The 18,392-nt window shown below is 69.8% G+C and carries 17 protein-coding genes; 10 read left to right on the top strand and 7 right to left on the bottom strand.

The genetic code is table 11. The annotated features are described in order from the left end of the window. Window positions 1–15 precede the first annotated feature (15 nt). On the bottom strand, window positions 16–795 hold the full coding sequence (locus tag VP06_RS38505) for a cold-shock protein (RefSeq protein WP_048462358.1): 780 nt from the start codon (window positions 793–795) through the stop codon (window positions 16–18). A gap of 449 nt (window positions 796–1,244) precedes the next feature. On the opposite strand from VP06_RS38505, the gene VP06_RS02995 reads away from it, so the two are divergent. Next, window positions 1,245–2,678 carry a protein adenylyltransferase SelO gene (locus tag VP06_RS02995; RefSeq protein WP_048462357.1) on the top strand — a complete coding sequence of 478 codons (1,434 nt, stop codon included), beginning with the start codon at window positions 1,245–1,247 and terminating at the stop codon, window positions 2,676–2,678. Here the strand turns inward: VP06_RS02995 and VP06_RS02990 are convergent. The 4 genes from VP06_RS02990 to VP06_RS02975 form a co-directional block, all read right to left on the bottom strand. Beyond that, on the bottom strand, window positions 2,651–4,333 hold the full coding sequence (locus tag VP06_RS02990) for an ABC transporter substrate-binding protein (RefSeq protein ID WP_245291021.1): 1,683 nt from the start codon (window positions 4,331–4,333) through the stop codon (window positions 2,651–2,653). The genes VP06_RS02995 and VP06_RS02990 overlap by 28 nt on opposite strands. 136 nt (window positions 4,334–4,469) lie before the next feature. Continuing rightward, window positions 4,470–6,863 carry a sensor histidine kinase gene (locus VP06_RS02985; protein WP_048462356.1) on the bottom strand — a complete coding sequence of 798 codons (2,394 nt, stop codon included), beginning with the start codon at window positions 6,861–6,863 and terminating at the stop codon, window positions 4,470–4,472. Between the two features lie 76 nt (window positions 6,864–6,939). After that, a complete protein-coding gene (locus tag VP06_RS02980) occupies window positions 6,940–7,263 on the bottom strand; it encodes a hypothetical protein (RefSeq protein ID WP_048462355.1) in 324 nt (107 codons plus the stop codon). A gap of 42 nt (window positions 7,264–7,305) precedes the next feature. Then, complete coding sequence (locus tag VP06_RS02975) at window positions 7,306–7,650, bottom strand: hypothetical protein (protein ID WP_048462354.1); 345 nt, start codon at window positions 7,648–7,650, stop codon at window positions 7,306–7,308. A gap of 963 nt (window positions 7,651–8,613) precedes the next feature. Between VP06_RS02975 and VP06_RS02970 the strand changes: the two genes are divergently transcribed. Further along, entirely contained in the window at window positions 8,614–10,248 is a 1,635-nt protein-coding gene (locus tag VP06_RS02970; protein ID WP_048462353.1) for a porin, read from the top strand. Window positions 10,249–10,561: 313 nt separating this feature from the next. On the opposite strand, the gene VP06_RS02965 is transcribed toward VP06_RS02970, so the two are convergent. Then, window positions 10,562–10,825 carry a hypothetical protein gene (locus VP06_RS02965; protein ID WP_048462352.1) on the bottom strand — a complete coding sequence of 88 codons (264 nt, stop codon included), beginning with the start codon at window positions 10,823–10,825 and terminating at the stop codon, window positions 10,562–10,564. A gap of 308 nt (window positions 10,826–11,133) precedes the next feature. Here VP06_RS02965 and VP06_RS02960 point away from each other — a divergent pair, with 308 nt between their 5' ends. Further along, on the top strand, window positions 11,134–11,805 hold the full coding sequence (locus VP06_RS02960; RefSeq protein WP_048462351.1) for a glutathione S-transferase N-terminal domain-containing protein: 672 nt from the start codon (window positions 11,134–11,136) through the stop codon (window positions 11,803–11,805). Window positions 11,806–11,808: 3 nt separating this feature from the next. On the opposite strand, the gene VP06_RS02955 is transcribed toward VP06_RS02960, so the two are convergent. Beyond that, window positions 11,809–12,312 carry a DUF2147 domain-containing protein gene (locus VP06_RS02955; protein ID WP_048462350.1) on the bottom strand — a complete coding sequence of 168 codons (504 nt, stop codon included), beginning with the start codon at window positions 12,310–12,312 and terminating at the stop codon, window positions 11,809–11,811. A gap of 372 nt (window positions 12,313–12,684) precedes the next feature. On the opposite strand from VP06_RS02955, the gene ndk reads away from it, so the two are divergent. The 7 genes from ndk (at window position 12,685) to VP06_RS38490 (ending at window position 18,339) form a co-directional block, all read left to right on the top strand. Then, complete coding sequence (ndk, locus tag VP06_RS02950) at window positions 12,685–13,107, top strand: nucleoside-diphosphate kinase (RefSeq protein WP_048462349.1); 423 nt, start codon at window positions 12,685–12,687, stop codon at window positions 13,105–13,107. Between the two features lie 82 nt (window positions 13,108–13,189). Next, on the top strand, window positions 13,190–15,364 hold the full coding sequence (locus tag VP06_RS02945) for a molybdopterin-containing oxidoreductase family protein (protein ID WP_082167121.1): 2,175 nt from the start codon (window positions 13,190–13,192) through the stop codon (window positions 15,362–15,364). Window positions 15,365–15,393: 29 nt separating this feature from the next. Beyond that, window positions 15,394–15,750, top strand: coding sequence for a hypothetical protein (locus tag VP06_RS02940; protein ID WP_048462348.1), 357 nt, complete (start codon window positions 15,394–15,396; stop codon window positions 15,748–15,750). Between the two features lie 334 nt (window positions 15,751–16,084). Beyond that, complete coding sequence (rocF, locus tag VP06_RS02935; RefSeq protein ID WP_280950156.1) at window positions 16,085–17,023, top strand: arginase; 939 nt, start codon at window positions 16,085–16,087, stop codon at window positions 17,021–17,023. Between the two features lie 806 nt (window positions 17,024–17,829). Then, on the top strand, window positions 17,830–17,961 hold the full coding sequence (locus tag VP06_RS38500) for a hypothetical protein (protein WP_280950155.1): 132 nt from the start codon (window positions 17,830–17,832) through the stop codon (window positions 17,959–17,961). 54 nt (window positions 17,962–18,015) lie between these two features. Then, window positions 18,016–18,150, top strand: coding sequence for a hypothetical protein (locus VP06_RS38495; protein WP_280950154.1), 135 nt, complete (start codon window positions 18,016–18,018; stop codon window positions 18,148–18,150). Between the two features lie 54 nt (window positions 18,151–18,204). After that, the gene (locus VP06_RS38490; protein WP_280950154.1) at window positions 18,205–18,339 is read left to right on the top strand and encodes a hypothetical protein; all 135 of its coding nucleotides are present in this window, start codon (window positions 18,205–18,207) and stop codon (window positions 18,337–18,339) included. Window positions 18,340–18,392 lie beyond the last annotated feature (53 nt).

The following is an 18,392-nucleotide window of genomic DNA, read 5'->3' as shown; positions in this document are numbered from 1 at the left end:
TGCACGCACCGAGGATCAGTCCACGCTGATGCTCTGCGCCTCGCGGCCCTTCATGCCCTCGACCACGCCCATGGTGACCGACTGGCCCTCGGCGAGCGACTCGAGGCCGGCGCGGGCGAGCGCCGAGCGGTGGATGAACACGTCCTTGCCGCCATCCTTGACCGAGACGAAGCCGAAGCCCTTGGCGGGATCGTACCACTTCACGGTGCCGCTCATCTCGGTCGACGGACCCGAGGCGAAGCGGCCACCACCGCCGCCGCCGCCACCGCCACCGGCGCGATCACCGAAGCCGCCACCGCCGAAGCCACCGGCCCGCGGGGGACGCGGATCGCGACGGACCGGAGCCTCGGCCGTGCTGGTGTCGACGCTGGTGATGTTGGTCACCTGCGGGCCCTTCTGGCCTTGCGCGGTCTGGACGGTCAGGCGGGTGCCCGGCATCAGATCGGCGTGACCGGCCGCCTCGACGGCGCGGATGTGGAGGAAGGCGTCGCCCGAGCCGTCGCCCAGCTCGACGAAGCCGAAGCCCTTCTCCTTGTTGAACCACTTGACCGTCGCGTCGCGCTCCGGCCCCGAGGGGGCAGCGCTGCGCGAGGGACCACGGTCGAAGCCACCGCCGCCGCCGCCGAAGCCGCCGCCGCCGTAACCACCACCGCCACCACCGCCGTAGCCACCGCCACCGCCACCATAGCCACCGCCGTAGCTGCCCTGCGGCGCCTGGTCAGGCCACCGCGGCTCGCCACCACCCTCGTCGAAGCCGCGACGGCGCGGCTCCCTGAAATCACGACCACGTCCCATTAGAAGCTCGCCAAAACGAAAAAACCGCCGACCACCCTTGTACCCCGATGCGCCCTGTGCCTTACAGCCGACACCTCGGGATCGTTCCATTCCCGGTTGCGGTGACCAAGATGACCGCCACACTCCTGACGCAACTCAGACCGTACCGCAAGGCGGATCTGCCCCGCGTGGCGATGACGGGGGTTACTTTCTCACGTCGCAGCGCCGATTGACAGCCCGATTCGCGATCTTTTCCTGTGTCCGTCATGCACCAGTGTGGCGTATGAGCACGGGTTAGTCGCCCTGTGGCCCCGCTCGGCCGGCCACGAGCCGGGGTGCGAGGCCACCGGGCCCGTCCTCGGCTGCGTCCGGTCGGACCCCGTCCGCACCGCGAGGCGTTGCCTGCCCGCACCGGCCGTCCCACCGTGTCACGCCAGGTCCCGTCACACCGCCATTCCGTCGAGGTCCCGATGCCGGCCCATTCCCTCCGCCCGTCGCGCCGCCACGCCGATCTCGGCCCCGATTTCTACGACGTCGTCGCCCCGGCACGCTTTCCGGCCCATATCCTGCGCCACCGCAACCAGAACTGGGCCGAGCGGGTCGGCCTCGGCGGGCTGACCGACGAGGAATGGATCGCACATTTCGGCCGGTTCGAACCGCTGCCCGGCAGCTTTCCGGAGCCGCTGGCCCTGCGCTACCACGGCCACCAGTTCCGCAGCTACAACCCGGACCTGGGCGACGGGCGCGGCTTCCTGTTCGCGCAAGCGCACGACCTTGCCGACGGGCGCCTGCTCGATCTCGGCACCAAGGGCAGCGGTCGGACGCCGTGGTCGCGCACGGCCGATGGTCGCCTGACCCTGAAGGGCGGGGTGCGCGAGGTGCTGGCGACCACGATGCTCGAGGCCCTCGGCGTCGAGACCTCGAAGTCGTTCAGCCTGATCGAGACCGGGGAGGCGCTGACCCGCGGCGACGAGCCGTCGCCGACCCGGTCCTCGGTGCTGGTGCGGCTGAGCCACTCGCATCTCCGCATCGGCACCTTCCAGCGCTTCCGCGCCTATGACGACACCGCCAACCTGCTCCGTCTCCTCGACCACACGATCCGGACCTATCTCCCCGACGTCTGGCGCGACGACCCGGCCGACCGGGCCGCCGCCTTCCTCACCGAGGTCTGCCGCCGCGTCGCCCGGATGGGCGCGCAGTGGATGGCGGCCGGGTTCGTCCATGGCGTGCTCAACACCGACAACATCAACGTGACCGGGGAGAGCTTCGATTACGGCCCGTGGCGCTTCGCGCCGGTCAACGACCCGGCCTTCACCGCCGCCTATTTCGACGAATTCGGCCTCTACGCCTTCGGACGCCAGCCGGAGGCGTTAGGCTGGAACCTCGCGCGGCTGGCCGAGTGCCTGCTGCCGCTCTCCGACGAGATGCGGCTGGGCACCGCCATGGACGCTTACGGCCCGGCCCTCCAGGAGGCGTTCGCCGAGGCGATCCTGCGCCGCCTCGGCCTCGCGCGGCCGGCGGACGAGGCGCGGATGCACACCCTCGTGGGGGCGTTCTGGGCCTTCCTGCAAACCAGCCGGGCACCGTTCGAGCAAGCCTTCTTCGACTGGTACGGGGGTCTGGCGAGCGAGGCGCGGGCCGCCCGCAGCCCGGCCGCCGCCCATTATGCCGCAGAGGGCTTCGCGCGGGTGCGCCAGGCCCTCGACGCTCTGGCGCCCGCACCGGACGCGCGGCTCGACCATCCGTATTTCGCCCGGCGCGAGCCCTGCACGATGCTGGTCGACGAGGTCGAGGCCCTGTGGGCCCCGATCGCTGCGGCCGACGACTGGTCGGCCTACCACGCCAAGCTCGCGGCGATCGGCGAGATGGCCCGGGCCTACGGCACGGAACCGGCGGCCCCTTGAGGCCGCGGGCGGGGCACCGGGGCCCCGCGCGGATCGGTGCTGCGTGACTCGGGACCGCTCAGGCCGACGCCGCGGAACAGGTGCCGGCCGAGGGGATCCATGCGGTAGCCGGTCACCTCGCGCCGCGCGACCACGAACACCGCCGAATGGGCGATCGGCACCCAGGGCACCTCCCGGGCGAAGATCGCTTGGGCCTGCCGGTAGAGCGCGGCGCGGGCGTCCTGGTCGGGCAGGCGCCGGGCCCGGGTCACCAGGGCGTCGAAGGCGGGGTCGCACCAGCGGGCGATGTTGCTGCCACCGGGCCGGGCCGGCACGCAGCCGAGCAGCATGCCGAGGAAGTTGTCCGGGTCGCCGTTGTCGGCGGTCCAGCCGAACAGGGCCAGGGCCGGCACGCCGGCCAGCATCTTGGCCCGGTAGGCGCTCCACTCGTCGGTGAGGAGCCGCAGCCGCACGCCGATGCGGGCGAGATCGGCCTGGATCATGTCGGCGACGCGCCGGCCGTTGGGGTTATAGGCCCGGCTCACCGGCGGGTACCAGAGATCGGCCTCGAAGCCGGAGGGGAAGCCCGCCTCGGCGAGCAGCCTCTGTGCCGCCGGCCGGTCGAGGGGCGGATCCCGGAGGTCGGAATCGTGGCCCCAGAGGTTCGGCGGCAGGGGCGAGCGGGCCGCCGTGCCGCCCGGGCCGTAGATCCCCGCCACGATCGCCGCCTTGTCGATCGCCATCGCGACGGCGCGGCGCACCCGCAGGTCGTCGAAGGGCGGCTTCGTCACGTTGAGGGCGAGATAGCCGATATTCAGCTCCTCCTCGCGCATCAGGGTCAGCGCCGGATCGGCCCGGATGGAGTCGAGATCGGCCGGGTTGGGGAAGGGCATCAGGTGGCACTCGCCGGCCCGGACCTTGGCGAGCCGCACCGCCGCGTTCGGCGTGATCGAGAAGACCAGGCTGTCGACCGGCTGGCGCCCGGCCCAATGGTCCGGGACGGCGCGGAAGCGCAGGGCGACGTCGGGCTGGAACGCCACGACGCTGAACGGCCCGGTGCCGATCGGCTCGCGGTCGAAGCGCTCCGGCTCGCCGGCCGCCAGGAGGAACGCGGCGTATTCCGCCGACTGGATCGCCCCGAGCGCCATGGCGAGGTTCGACAGGAAGGTCGCATCCGCCTCGCGCAGGCGGACGCGCACCGTGCGGGCATCCAGCGTCTCGATCGCCTCGATCAGGTCGGGCAGGCCGAGATCGCGAAAATAGGCGTATTGGCCGCCCGAGACCCGGTGGTAGGGGTGATCCGCCTTCCACTGCCGGGTGATCGAGAACACCACGTCCTCGGCGGAGAGCGGCCGCGTCGGCCGGAACCGGGCATTCCGGTGGAAGGCGACGCCGGAGCGGAGCGTGAAGGTGTAGTCGCGCCCGTCGGGCGAGATCGTCCAGGATTCGGCGAGGCTCGGGCGGATCGTCGTGGTGCCTGGCTCGAACGCCACCAGGGTGTCGAAGACCGGCCAGGCAGCATCCATCCCGGTCGTCGTGGTGACGAGCTGCGGGTTGAGCGATTCGGGATTGCCCTCGGAACAGAAGACCAGGGTCCGGGCGGCGGCGGGCCAGGCGGCGAGCCACAGGGCGGCGCAGAGCAACGCCGCGGCGCGGCGCCCCACCGGGACCCGCACGCCCGCATTCCGGCCCCGCGCTCGGTTTCGTCGATCCTGACCGCGCATCGCCCCTCGCCTCCGCCGTTGCGGCAGGCCCCTGCCGGGTGCCAGTACACACCGAAACCGCCGTCCCCCTCAACCGGCACACTCTTTCCTATTGTGCCGCCACACGGTTCTCCGGGGCGAGCCGCACCGGGGCCGCCGGCGCGAGGCGGGCCGGGAACTCGACCCGCACCACCGTGCCGCTGCCCTCCCGGCTCTCCACGGCGATGCGGCCCTGGAGCTGCCCGGTGACGAGATTGTAGACGATGTGCATGCCTAAGCCCGAACTGCCGCGGTGGCGGGCGGTGGTGAAGAACGGATCGAAGATGCGCTCCCGGTCCGCCGCCGCGATGCCGCGCCCGTCGTCGCGCACCTCCAGGCGCACCCAGCCGCCCTCATGCGCGCCGGCCCCGTACGAGACCGCGACGACGATGCGCCCGGGCGCCCCGTCGGCGAAGGCGTGCACCACCGCGTTCTTGACCAGGTTGGTGATGACCTGGGCGAGGGCGCCCGGATGGGTATCGACCTCGATCTCCTCCTCGGCGTCGAGGTCGAGGCGGTGCCCCCCCCGGCGCAACAGCGGCCCGAGGCTGCGCAGGAGCTCGCCCAGCCACTCGCGCAAGGCGAAGCGGCGGTGCTCGTCGCTGACCCGGTCGACCGCGACCTGCTTGAAGCTGTGGACGAGGTCCGCCGCCCGGGCGAGGTTGGCGGTGAGCAGGTGCGAGCCCTCCTGCATCCGCTCGACGAAGTGGGTGAGGCGCGAGCGCGAGAGCTGGCCGGTCTTCGCCACCTCGCCGAACTCCCGGGCCTCGTCGCGCACCAGGGTCGCGGTGGTGACCGCGATGCCGAGCGGCGTGTTGATCTCGTGCGCGACCCCGGCGACGAGCTGGCCCAGCGAGGCGAGCTTCTCGGCCTGGATCAGGTCGGACTGGGTCTGGCGCAGCTCGGCGAGGGTCCGGTCGGCCTCCTCCTTGGCGCAGCGGAGGGCCTGCTCGCGCCGGCCGATCTCGTCCACGAACATCGCGGTGGCCCGGGCCATGTCGCCGAGTTCGTCGCGCCGCCGCCCGACCTCGGCCCCGACATCGCGCCGGGCCGGGTCGGCCGCGAGGGCCAGCATGCTGCGCTGGAGCTGGCGCAGGGGTGCGGTGATCGAGCGCGCCGCCGCGAGGCCCACCGAAGAGCCGAGCACCAGCCCGGCCCCGGCGCCGACGAGCAGCAGGCGCAACAGGAAGGTGCCGAACCGGTCGGCATCGTCGATGAAGATCTCGTTGAGGCTGCGGGCGGTCTCGCCGATCACCGCGGCCAGCCCGTCCATCGCGGCGATGCCCTCGTTCTGCCGGCGCAGGCCCTCGACCGTGGTGCCCAGGCGCTCGCGCCAGCCATCGATCGCCTCGATCATCTCGCCCTGGATCAGCGGCGAGATCGGCAGGGCGGCGGCGGTCTCGGACAGGCGCCGCCCGTCCTCCAGCATCGCGGCCGCCGCCGGAACGTCGCGCCGGCGCAGGGCCTCGGCCGTGCGCTGGCCGAGCTTGAGGGTCTCGAGCGCGATGTTCTGGGTCGCCTGCTCGGTCTCGTTGGCCTGGACCGCGTAGGCGAGGAGCTGCGTGACCTCCTCGTGCAGGGCGCGCTGGGCCGATCCGTCGATCTTGAGGATGCGCTCGCACCACTCGTCGAGGACGTTGACCGGGGAGGGGAGCGGCAGGTCATCCGCCGCCGTGCCGCCCGCCACGAGGGGGCGCGGTTCCTCGGCACCGCGCCACGCCTCGTAGGCGGCGGTCAGGATCAGCAGCTCCTCGGCCTCGCGCTCGCGCCCGTCGCCCTTCAGCGCCGCGGCGAGGTCGCGGGCGGCGTTGCGGACCTGGACCATCGAGGCCGACGCGCCGGTCCCGGCACCGGCAGGGCGCGCAGCACCGCTCCCCCCGCCGCGCAACGCCGCGATCTCGGTCTCGGCCACCAGGGCGCGCAGCTCGTTGACCGCGCCGACCACGTCGCGGACCTGCCGCAGGGTCCTGGCCTTGTCGGTGAGGGAGGCGACGAGGTCGGCATTGGCGGCGCGCTGGCGGTCCCGGGCCTGGTCGGCGAGGCTCACCAGGGCGTCGGCGCGGGCCGCCATCTCGGCGATCAGCCCGTCATTCTCCCGGGTGATCCGCACCAGGGCCTGCATCTGCTCGATCGAATCCTTGAGCGCCGCGCGGGCCTCCTCGATGCGGGCCGCCTGGTCCGGGGTGCGGGCGAAGCGGCGCAGGTCGTCGAGGGATCCGGTGGATTCCGCCGTCAGGCGGGCGAAGCGCTCGGCGTGGTCGGTGCGCTCGGCCGGGCGCGCCGCCAGGAACTCGTCGCGCACCGTGGTCGAGAGGGTGAGCGTGCGGTAGATCGCCCCGGCCAGGACCGCGCCGTCGCGGGCCTTCTCGGCCTGGGCGAGCAGGAGCCAGCCCGCGAGCGCGATCAGCGCCGCGATGGCGATCGGCAGACCGCCGACCAGGAAGATCTTGTGACCGACCCGCATCGTGGTCCCGTTCCGCCGCGGGGGCCGACTATGCATCAAATCTCAAGGTCTGCCAGCGACCGGGACATCCGGCCCCTCACCGCGGCATCGGCCGCCGCAGGGCCGTCGGGCCACGGTCCCGGGAGGCCGGGCCCGGACGGCGCGTCGTCGCCCGTGCCACGGAGGCCGGATGCGGCCGGGCCTGACCGGACGGGGCCGGATGCGGCAGGGCTCGGCTCGTCACGACTTGGCTCGTCACGACTTGGCTCGTCGAAGCCGTCGGACGGAGGAGGGACGGGGGTCCCGGCCGGCGGCCGGCGCACCGGTCCGGGCCGGTCCCCAGCAGGGCGCGCAAAGCCTCCCGCTCCACGGGATCGCCATCCAGGAGCGCGTCCAGGATGTCGGCGCTGAAATGCGGCATGATCGTCTCGCGAAGGACAGCCTCGTGGCATCGTCCGGCCGGTCAGCCGACCGAGACCCGGCCGGGCATCCGGACCGGAGCGGCCGGGCGCCGCTCCTCGATCATCCGCACCGGCCGGCGCGGCGCCGCCCCCGACGAGCCGCCCTCCGGCCGCAGGCAGAAATCGGGGCGATAGGGCCAGGCGGCCTGCGTGCAGGCGGGATCGACGGGCGCCGCCGAGACCGGGGCTGCCGAAACCGGGACCACGAGGGGCGCGTCCACGACAGGAGCGTCGACCGGAGCCGCCTTGAGGGCCTCCTCGGCCAGATGAGGGACCGTCATCCTGGTCACCTCGACGATGCCGGCGGTCAGCATCGCACTCATCAGGATCACTCGCGCCACGACCATCTTCGCCTCCTCGCAGCCCGTTGTCTCCAGGCTCTTGTGAGGGCGGTATAGGCGGGACGCATGTCCACGATTTTGCGTCGGCATGCCAATTTGGGGGCAGGTGGAACGCATCGTGTTTCGTCATCTGTCCTGGTGTTTCGTCATCTGTCCTGGACGAAACATTTGACCGTGCGGCCTGCGCCAGCCCCCTCGCGCGGCGGGCCGCGGACCCGCTAGGGAGCCACCCGGCTCAGAGGGGCGACATCGCCGGCGCGACCGCGACGTCTGGGGCAAGCCGTCCGACATCGGCAGGACCCGACGACGACGCGGGCCAGGGCCCCAGCGTTCGGCAGGGGACCAGGGCCGCGGTCGCCAGCGGGATCTGCCGCCGCTCGACCGATCCCCGATCCCACCCCTGCCGGGACGGAGGATGCGCAGCGAAGGGCCGCCGCCCGGAGTCAGCCGGGAACGATCCACGCGTGAATAGGGATAGAATATTTATCTAATAAATACTTTCAGTGTCTATATATTACATGTTAATACTACATATCTCCTTGCTACAAGAAAATTTAAATTTGATTAACATGAACTTTTTTGGGATTAAATCGTGATTATATATCATATGTAATATTTTGTTAGCACAAACGAATGACCTAGATGGACATTTCGGTGACGTTTGTAAGAGCTTGTTGATTTTGTTAGTCCTAAAGCATCGTGGTTGCGCAGCCAAAGTCACAATGTGCTGATTCTGCCACATTCTCCCGTCAAGGCGCCCCGGGCGCCCTGTTAGTTCTTGGACGAGATTGATCAACTCGGCGTCATGAAAGATTGTCCCCTCGCACCACATGAAGTCAGGTGCGGTCCGGCCGAGCCAGTGCGGCGGCCGGATCTTCGGGGGCATAAGAGGGACATGGTCTCGAGGCCGAAGAGGTCTTCGGAACAGAGTCGTTCACCCCTTTCGGGTCCGAAATCTTGGAGGTCTCCATGAAGCTCGTTAAGAGCCTTCTGCTCGGGTCGGCCGCTGGCCTGACCGTCATTGCCGGTGCGCAAGCTGCCGATCTGCCGATCAAGAAGGCTGCGCCGGTCGAATACGTCCGCATCTGCTCGGCCTACGGCGCCGGCTTCTTCTTCATTCCCGGCACCGACACCTGCCTGCGCGTCTCCGGTCGCGCCCGCTTCGAGGCCGGCTACTCGCAGGGCTACACCCGCAGCGGCAACAACGGCGACCTGATGGGCTACCGCGGCCTCGGCCGCCTCAACCTCGACGCCCGCACCCAGACCGCCTACGGCACGCTCCGCGCCTTCGTGCGCTTCGAGCTGGCCTCGCGGACCGGCGCCTACCTCACCTCGGGCACCCAGAACCGCGCCGCCAACGGCTTCTTCGGCCTCGGCGTCGACACGTTCGGTCGCTCGCAGCAATACGTGAACGTCGACAAGGCGTTCATCCAGTTCGCCGGCCTCACCGCCGGTCGCGCGGCGTCGTTCTACGACTTCTACGCCCACGACTTCGAGATCATCGGCACCTCGCTGGGCTCGGACGTCTCCTCGACCAACCTGCTCGCCTACACCGCCACCTTCGGGAACGGCTTCTCGGCGACGCTGTCGGTCGAAGACCCGATCTTCCGCAAGACCCCGCTGTTCGGCACCGCCACCGCCGGCAACGCGGCGAGCTCCTTCGCGGTCTTCACCGCCGCGACCGCCAACGTGAGCCCGGTCATCGCCACCAACGCGGCCGGCGTGCCGATCGGCGAGGCGTTCTACGACCTGCGCCAGACCTCGCGCATGCCCGACTTCGTCGGCGCGCTGCGCTACGACGCCGCCTGGGGCTCCGCCCAGCTCTCGGCCGCCGTGCACGAGCTGAACGCCGGGAACGCCTCCACCGTCCTGACCTTCGGCGGCGCCGGCATTGCCGCTGGCTCGGTCCTGACGCCCCGCGTCAACACCGAGTACGGCTGGGCCGTGCAGGGTGGTCTGAAGATCAACACGCCGTTCATCGCCGCTGGCGACGCCCTGTACCTCCAGGGTTCGTATGGCGAGGGCGCCCAGCTCTACACGGGCTACTCCTCGTACATCGGCTCCTACACCGCCAGCGCTGGCAACACCCAGGGCTCGCAGTTCGCCACCTTCTTCACCGACGCCGCGGTGAACCCGGTGACGGGCAAGATGGAACTGTCGACCAGCTGGACGGTGGTCGGTTCGTTCCTGCACTACTGGACCCCCGAGTGGCGTTCGGCCGTGATCGGCAGCTACGGCGAGATGACGTTCGGCAAGACCAGCCGCAACCTGCTCGGCGCGCTGAACTTCAACGGCCTCGGCAACCCGGTCAACAGCCCGGCCACCTCCGTGTTCAGCGCTGCCCTGCGTGACACGAGCCAGATCGTCGTCGGCGCGAACATCATCTGGTCGCCGGTCAAGGATCTCGATATCGGTGTCGAGGGTCTCTACAACCGCGTCGACCTGAAGGGCGGCGCCGTGATCGACCAGAACAAGGCTCCGGGCGTCGCGGCTGTCGGCCTGAACGCCGCTGGCCTGCCGGTCGCTGCCAACGGCGCGGTGCTGCCGACTGCCAAGTCGGCCGACACCTTCAACATCCGCATGCGCGTCCAGCGCGACTTCTAAGATTACGGAAGTCGAATAATCGGGGTCCCGGCGCGAGCCGGGGCCCTTTTTTTGATTACAGGTCAGAGACAAGAAAAAAGGCGCACTCGAAGAGTGCGCCTTGCAGGTGCCCTGGGTCTCGAAACTCAGGATGTGTCTTTATATCAGCATCCGAATGTCGATTCAACTGTCAGACCTGGATTGACGTCAGGTCTGACAATAAAATCCCGACGATGACAGTCTCACGCGATCCGGCCTCGTGAAGCTGCGCCATCGATGAGCCGGATGGCGGAGGGGGATCTCGCCACCCGTCGATGACCTCACGGACCGAGCGTCAGGCCCGCTGCTCCTTCAGCCGGCGGACGCACTTGCTGTAATATTGCGGCCAGCGCGGCCCTTGTTCCACTTTGTCCGGCGGCGCCAGGGCACGCCATGCCGCACCGCATTGGCGCTGGCGCTCGCGGGCCGCGAGGCTGCGGGGGCTGGGCTGCCGACGGGGCGCGAGTTCGGGATCCTGCACGGTGCCCTGCCCGAACGAAGCGGCGGGCGCGGCGACCAGCAGGACCGTCAGGGCGGCACGGAGGAGCGGAAACGGCATCGGCGGGCTCGCGGCACAGCGCGGCCGGATCGGCCGGCGCAACACCAAGACTGCCACAGCCTGCCGCTAGGACAAGAGGGGCGGCAAGAGAGGCGAGCAAAGAGGGGCGGGCAAAGAAGGGAGGGCAGGCGACGAGCGAGGGACGGCGGCCCGGCGCCGACCACGCCACCGGTGCACGACCAGCCCGGGATCGTCGATTGAGACAACCTTCACCCTGTACAGGGTGGGCCCGGGCCTGTTTACCTCTCCGTGAAGACCGATGCGCGACGGACGCGATCCGTCCCCGCCGTGCGAGAAGGACCCGCCGCATGTCGGCCGTGACGACGCCGCCGATCGACCTGTATTACTGGACGACGCCGAACGGCTGGAAAGCCTCGATCATGCTCGAGGAATGCGGCCTGCCGTACCGCATGGTGCCGATCAACATCGGCAAGGGCGCGCAGAACGCCCCCGACTTCCTGGCCGTGGCGCCGCACGGCAAGATCCCGGTCATCGTCGATCCGGACGGGCCCGGGGGGCAGCCGATCACGGTGTTCGAATCGAACGCGATCCTGCAGTACCTCGCCCGCAAGACCGGGCTGTTCTACCCGTCGGAGGAGCGGGCCCGGATCGCGGTCGACATCTGGCTGTTCTGGCAGGCGGCGAATTTCGGGCCGACCCTCGGCCAAACCCACCATTTCCGCATCTACGCCTCGGAAAAAATTCCCTACGCGGTCGAGCGCTTCACCGCCGCGACGACCAAGCTCTACGCAACGCTCGACGCGCAGCTCGGCCGGGTTCCCCATGTCGCGGGCGACACCTACACCATCGCCGACATCGCGATCCTGCCCTGGGCGAAGCTGTGGGAGCGCCAGGGCCAGGACATCGCGGCGTTCCCGCATGTCGCCGCCTGGATCGAGCGGATGAAGGCCCGGCCGGGGGTCCAGCGCGGCTTCCGGCTCAAGCCGGACCCCGAGGAGGCTGCGGGCCCGCGGGGCTGAGGATCAGTTCGCGGCGGGCTTGACCGTGGCGGCCTTCGCCTTCACGGGCGTGGCCTGCGCGAACTCGTCCGGGGCCTTGGTCCAGGTCTGCGAGCCGCACAGGATCTTCATCATGCAGCCCGAGATCGCGAGTTCGCCGGCGCTCTCGCGGCTGACCGAGACGTCGTAGATCTTGCCCTCCTCGGCATTGTAGATCTGGCCCTTGTAGGCGCCGTCCTCGGGCTTCAGCCCGTCCATCAGCGTGAGGCCGATCACCGGGCGGGTGCGCTTCGTCGGGTCGGGATTCTTGATGTCGGTGCGCGGCTGGCCCTGGTCGTTGAGCGGCGTCTTCAGCCACACCACCTTGCCGCAGGCATGGGCGGCATTGGGACCGCACTTCTCGATCTTGATCTTGGCCCGGCCGTCCTCGGTGAGCCAGGTGCCCGAGGGATCGCCGGCGGGAGCCGCCGCGGCGGCGCCGCCCGAGAGCAGGGAGGCGGCGACGGTCGGGATCAGGATCGAGCGCATGCAGGAAGCTCCTGTCTGTCCGCGGCCGGTGCGGGCCCCGATGAGGCCGCCGGCTGCGGGGGAGGCAAGCGACGCCGCCGCGGTCGGACCGGGCAGCGTGGCCGAAAGGTCACGTTGAAGCCAGGAAGCCCGAGCTTTGGGGCGATTTTTCGACCGTGTTGCGGCATGGCCGCAGCGCCCGCCCGCAGGTCGGTGAGTCGGGGGTTCTTCGTCGCTTGAGAGGCGTCGGGCCCGCGGCTATAAGCCCGGCGCCGGACGTCCGCATGGACCCGGCGCGCGGGCGTTCGCGCCCGGCTTTCGCCGGACCGTCAGGTCCGGTGCCGCGCGGCCTCCCACCGCCCCCGCCACCGCTATTCCTCGAACGGACGTCCCATGGCCACCGAGCGCACCTTCTCCATCCTGAAGCCCGACGCCACCGAGCGGAACCTCACCGGCGCGGTCAACGCCGTGATCGAGGAGGCGGGCCTGCGCATCGTCGCCCAGCGCCGCATCCGCATGTCCGACGCCCAGGCCAAGAAGTTCTACGAGATCCATGCCGAGCGCCCGTTCTACGGCGAGCTGGTCGCGTTCATGACCTCGGGCCCGGTCGTGGTCCAGGTGCTCGAGGGCGAGAACGCCGTCGCCAAGTACCGTGAGGTGATGGGCGCCACCAACCCGGCCCAGGCCGCCGAGGGCACCATCCGCCAGAAGTTCGCCAAGTCGGTCGGCGAGAACACCGTCCACGGCTCCGACAGCCTCGACAACGCCGCCCTCGAGATCAAGCAGTTCTTCGACGAGAGCGACATCGTCGGCTGACGGTTTCCCCGACCGGGAAACGCCGATAGGTTGAGAGCCCTCGCCGCCCTGCGGCGGGGGTTTTTCGATGAGGGAGCGAGCGGTGACGGCGCAGCCACGGATCGAGCGGACGACCTCCACCTGCCCGCACGACTGCCCGTCGGTCTGCGCCCTCGAGGTCGAGGTGATCGACGGCGCCACGATCGGGCGCGTGCGCGGCAACCCGCGCCACAGCTACACGGCGGGCGTCGTCTGCGCCAAGGTCGCCCGCTACGCCGAGCGCATCCACCATCCCGACCGGCTGACCCAGCCCCTGATCCGCACCGGCCCGAAGGGCTCGGGTGACTTCGCACCGATCGGCTGGGACGAGGCGCTCGACCGCGTCGCGCAAGCCTTCAAGGCGGCGGAGGCCGCGCACGGGCCGGAAGCGGTCTGGCCGTATTATTACGCCGGCACGATGGGGCTGGTGATGCGCGACGGCATCAACCGCCTGCGCCACGCCAAGGGCTATTCGGGCCAGTTCTCGACCATCTGCACCACGCTCGCCTGGTCGGGCTACGTCGCCGGCACCGGCCGCCTCGCCGGGGTCGATCCGCGCGAGATCGCCGAGAGCGACTGCGTGGTGATCTGGGGCACCAACCCGGTGCACACCCAGGTCAACCTGATGACCCACGTCCAGGCCGCCCGCAAGGCCCGGGGCGCCACGGTCGTGGTCGTCGACATCTACGACAACCCGACCATGCGCCAAGCCGACCTCGCCCTGCTGCTGCGGCCAGGCACCGACGGGGCGCTCGCCTGCGCGGTGATGCACGTGCTGTTCCGCGACGGGCTGGCCGACCGCGACTACATGGCCCGCTACACCGACTGCCCGGAGGAGCTGGAAGCGCATCTGAAGACCCGCGATCCCGCCTGGGCCGCCGCCATCACGGGCCTCACGATCGCGGAGATCGAGCGTTTCGCCCATCTCGTCGGGCAGACGAAGAACACCTTCTTCCGCCTCGGCTACGGCTTCGCCCGCAGCCGCAACGGCGCCGCCGCCATGCATGCGGCGCTCTGCATCCCGGCGGTGACGGGCGCCTGGCAGCATCGCGGCGGCGGCGCCTTCCACTCGAATAGCGGCGTCTTCGGCCTCAACAAGCGGCTGATCGAGGGGCTCGACGTGGTCCGGCCCGGCACCCGCATGCTCGACCAGTCGCAGATCGGCCGGGTGCTCACCGGCGACCCGGAGGCGTTGCGCCACGGCCCGCCGGTGACCGCGATGCTGATCCAGAACACCAACCCGGTCTCGGTCGCGCCCGAGCAGGAGCTGGTGAAGCGGGGCTTCGCCCGCGACGACCTGTTCGTCTGCGTCCACGAGCAGTTCATGACCGAGACCGCCCGCATGGCCGATCTCGTCCTGCCGGCCACGATGTTCCTGGAGCACGACGACCTCTATACCGGCGGCGGCCAGCAGCACATCCAGCTGGGCCTGAAGCGCATCGATCCGCCCGCCCTCTGCCGCTCGAACCACGAGGTCATCGTGGCCCTCGCCGAGCGGCTCGGCGCCGAGCATCCGGGCTTCGCGATGAGCCCACGCGCGCTGATCGACGCCACGCTCACCGCCTCGCGCCGCGGCAGCCTGGCGGAGATGGAGGGCGACGGCTTCCTCGACGTGCAGCCGCCCTACGAGCGCGCCCATTTCCTCGACGGCTTCGCCTATCCCGACCGGCGCTTCCGCTTCCGGCCCGACTGGAGCAAAGTGCCGGTGGCGCAGGACGGGCCGCGCGGGCCGGCAATGCCGCCACTCCCCGACCATTGGGAGGCGCCCTTGATGAGCGCGACGGACGATCATCCGTTCCGCCTCGCCACCAGCCCGGCGCGCAACTTCCTCAATTCGAGCTTCACCGAGACCCCGACCTCGCTGGCCAAGGAACGCCACCCGACCGTGATGATCCACCCGGAGGATGCCGCACCGCTGGGGATCGGGGAGGGGGCCTGGGTGCGCCTGTCGAACGAGCGCGGCGCCGTGACCTTGCGGGCGACGCTGTTTGCCGGCCTGCGCCGTGGCGTGCTGATCGCCGAATCGATCTGGCCCAACGACGCCTATCCGGATGGTCGCGGCATCAACACCCTGACGGGGGCCGACGCGCCGGCCCCGTTCGGCGGCGCCGCCTTCCACGACAACCACGTCGCCATCGCGGCCCTGCCGTCAGGGCAAGAGGCTGGCTTTTCGTCCCATGGTGTGGCCCGCCCGCCCTTGTGCGGGCGGGGAGTTTCGGCGTCCAACGGTCGAGCTTGACGACAAGCAGCCCAACGGACCTCACTTCCATGCGTCTCCGCACCTTCCTCGCCGCCGGCCTCCTCGCGCTCGGCGCCGGCGCGGCTTTTGCCGGCGCCTCCTCGTCGCAGCTCGAAGCCTACCAGCCCGATCCGGCCCTGCGCACCGCGCCCACGTCGGAGCTCGAGACCCGCGTGCGCCGCTCCTGCGCCGTGGTCCAGGCCCGGATGCAGAACGCCGCTGAGACCAGCTTCGAGCGCCCCTGCGGCTGCTACGCGAAGACGACCCTGCGCGCCCTCGACGCCTCCGAGATCGAGGCTTACCGCACCACCGGCTACTTCAACGATTCGGCCCGCACCAAGGCGCTCAACGCCATCGACAGCTGCAAGCTCCGGCGGCCGGTCTGAGCCGTGTGACGCGGCCGAAGGCGCTGGCGGCGTTTCGAACGGTGTCGAGACCGGGCGACGGGTCTCTTATCCTCTCACCATTCCGGGGCCGCCCAGCGGAACCCGGGATCCGCAACGGTCGGCGGGTCAGATCGACGGGTTTAATGTCGATCCTGTCGGGCCAGGGCGGCCAGGACGGCAGCACTCCCGGCCGGCGCACTCGCGGCATCGACGGCAGCAGATGCGTTTCCGATGTCGTTTGCGACCGTCCTGGCGATCAGAGTGATCGCAGGCGATCAGAATGATCCCTGGCGATCAGGCCAATGCCAGGCGATCGTCAGCCGGGAGCGGGTCCGTGGTCAACAGACATCCTGAACGATGCGTCCTGGTCGGGGCGCCGGTGCAGTCGGGCACGAACCGACTCGGCTGCGACATGGGGCCGAGCGCCTACCGGGCCGCCGGCCTTGTCGACGCGATCCGCGCCCTCGGCCTCCCGGTCGAGGATGCGGGCACCGTCGCGCCCGCTCCCTTCGCGGTGCCGCCGCACCCGAACCCGGCGATCCACCACCTCGCCGAAACGGCGGGCTGGACGCTGGCCCTCACCGAGGCCGCGTTCCGGCACAGCGCCGAGGCCCGGCCGATCTTCCTCGGCGGCGACCACAGCCTCTCGGCCGGCACCGTGGCGGGGATGGGCTTGCGGGCGCGGGCGGAGGGGCGGCCGCTGTTTCTGCTCTGGCTCGATGCCCATGCCGATCTCCACACGCTCGACACGACGACGAGCGGCAACCTGCACGGCGTGCCGCTGGCCTACCTCACCGGGCGGCCGGGCTTCTCCGGCTACTTCCCGCCCCTCGACGTGGTGCTGGATCCGGGGCGGATCTGCATGATCGGCCTGCGCAGCGTCGATCCGGCGGAGCGCGCGGTCCTGCGGGACAACGGCACGCGGGTGCACGACATGCGCGACATCGACGAGACCGGGATCGTCGCCCCCTTGCGCGCCTTCCTAAGCGAGGTATCCGCCGCCGATGGCCTGCTCCATGTCAGCCTGGACGTCGATTTCCTCGATCCCGGCATCGCGCCGGGCGTCGGCACCACGGTGCCGGGCGGGGCCACCTTCCGGGAGGCCCACCTCATCATGGAGCTGCTGCACGATTCCGGGCGGGTACGCAGCCTCGACCTCGTGGAACTCAACCCCTTCCTCGACGAGCGCGGCCGGACCGCCCTCCTGATGGCGGACCTCGCCGCCAGCCTGCTCGGCCGCCGCATCCTCGACCGGCCGACGCAGAGCTTCTAACACCGACGGTCGCAAAAAAAACGACCCTTGGTTGGGTTCTCGAATTTTCGCTAAACCGATGGCTTGGCATCGAAAATTCGAGTCACCGATGCAAGGCACGTCCTCGCCGGCCTGAACACCGGCCGATCGGCGACCGGGGCAGGTCACCGGTCTTCGCCTCGGTCGTCCTCGCGCGAGGACGTCCCCGCCTTGCGGACCGTGCGTCGCGCCATGGCCACGCACCGCTGTGGCGAAAATCTCGACCTCGTGGCCGACCCGGACAGGCCGCACGACTCGTTGGCATGCCGCGCCTCCTCACCCGAGCCGATCGCGCGCCGCGCCGTCATGTTGCGATCCCGAGATTTGTCATGGCTTGGCGCCGCTGTTCCCTGGACTTGCCTTGTCTTGCAAAACATTCGACCGGCGAACCGTCGACCGCATGCCTTTACAGGACCGGTCAATCGTTTTTTGCGAGCTTGGTTGGCCGACCCGTGTACGGAAACGGCCAAGAAGAGAACATGATTGTTCATGAACTCACCTGCGCGAGATAGAAACTCTCTGGATACACAACCTGGCAGGTGCAATCTTCTCGTGGCACGACTCAAGGGTGGTGGCCGGCCGCTATGCACAGGGCTTCCCCAGCGAAATTACCTACGCATTTTCCGCAGTTGCTGCGTAAGGCTTTGTGGTCGATCCGCTTTCCGAAAGCGCTTTGGTTAACAAGCCACCAAGTGTTTAATCGCATCTCTCGACACCTTTCGCCATATCTGGCATCAAGACCTGGCCAACGGGACGCAACGCCGATCCCGGACTTGAGGATAGCCCCGATGAAGACGCTGGATCTGAAGACCCTGAGCACCGTCGCTGGCGGCACGATCTGCGCCCCCGTGTGCTGCCCGCCGGCTCCGGTCTGCCCGCCGGCCCCGACTTGCGGAAGCTCCAAGTCCAAGAAGTGCTGATCGCCGCCGCGACAGCCTGACCTCAGACATCAGATCACAGACAGGAGAGACATCATGAAGAAGCTCGACGCCAAGACCCTCGCCACCGTCGCTGGCGGCACCCTCTGCGCCGGCATCTCCGTCGGTATCTCGGTCGGCGCCTGCGCCCCGGCCCCGACCTGCGGCAGCTCCAAGTCCAAGAAGTGCTGATCGCCCCCGCGGCAGCCTGACCTCAGACATCAGACCACAGACAGGAGAGACATCATGAAGAAGCTCGACGCCAAGACCCTCGCCACCGTCGCTGGCGGCACCCTCTGCGCCGGCATCTCCGTCGGTATCTCGGTCGGCGCCTGCGCCCCGGCCCCGACCTGCGGCAGCTCCAAGTCCAAGAAGTGCTGATCGCCCTCGCGGCAGCCTGACGTCAGACATCGGACCACAAACAGGAGAGACAT

Origin of the sequence: Methylobacterium aquaticum (assembly GCF_001043915.1) — a bacterium.
Classification (GTDB): domain Bacteria; phylum Pseudomonadota; class Alphaproteobacteria; order Rhizobiales; family Beijerinckiaceae; genus Methylobacterium; species Methylobacterium aquaticum.
The sequence above is the reverse complement of the archived record's forward strand: the minus strand, read 5'-3'. Positions and strand labels throughout refer to the sequence as shown.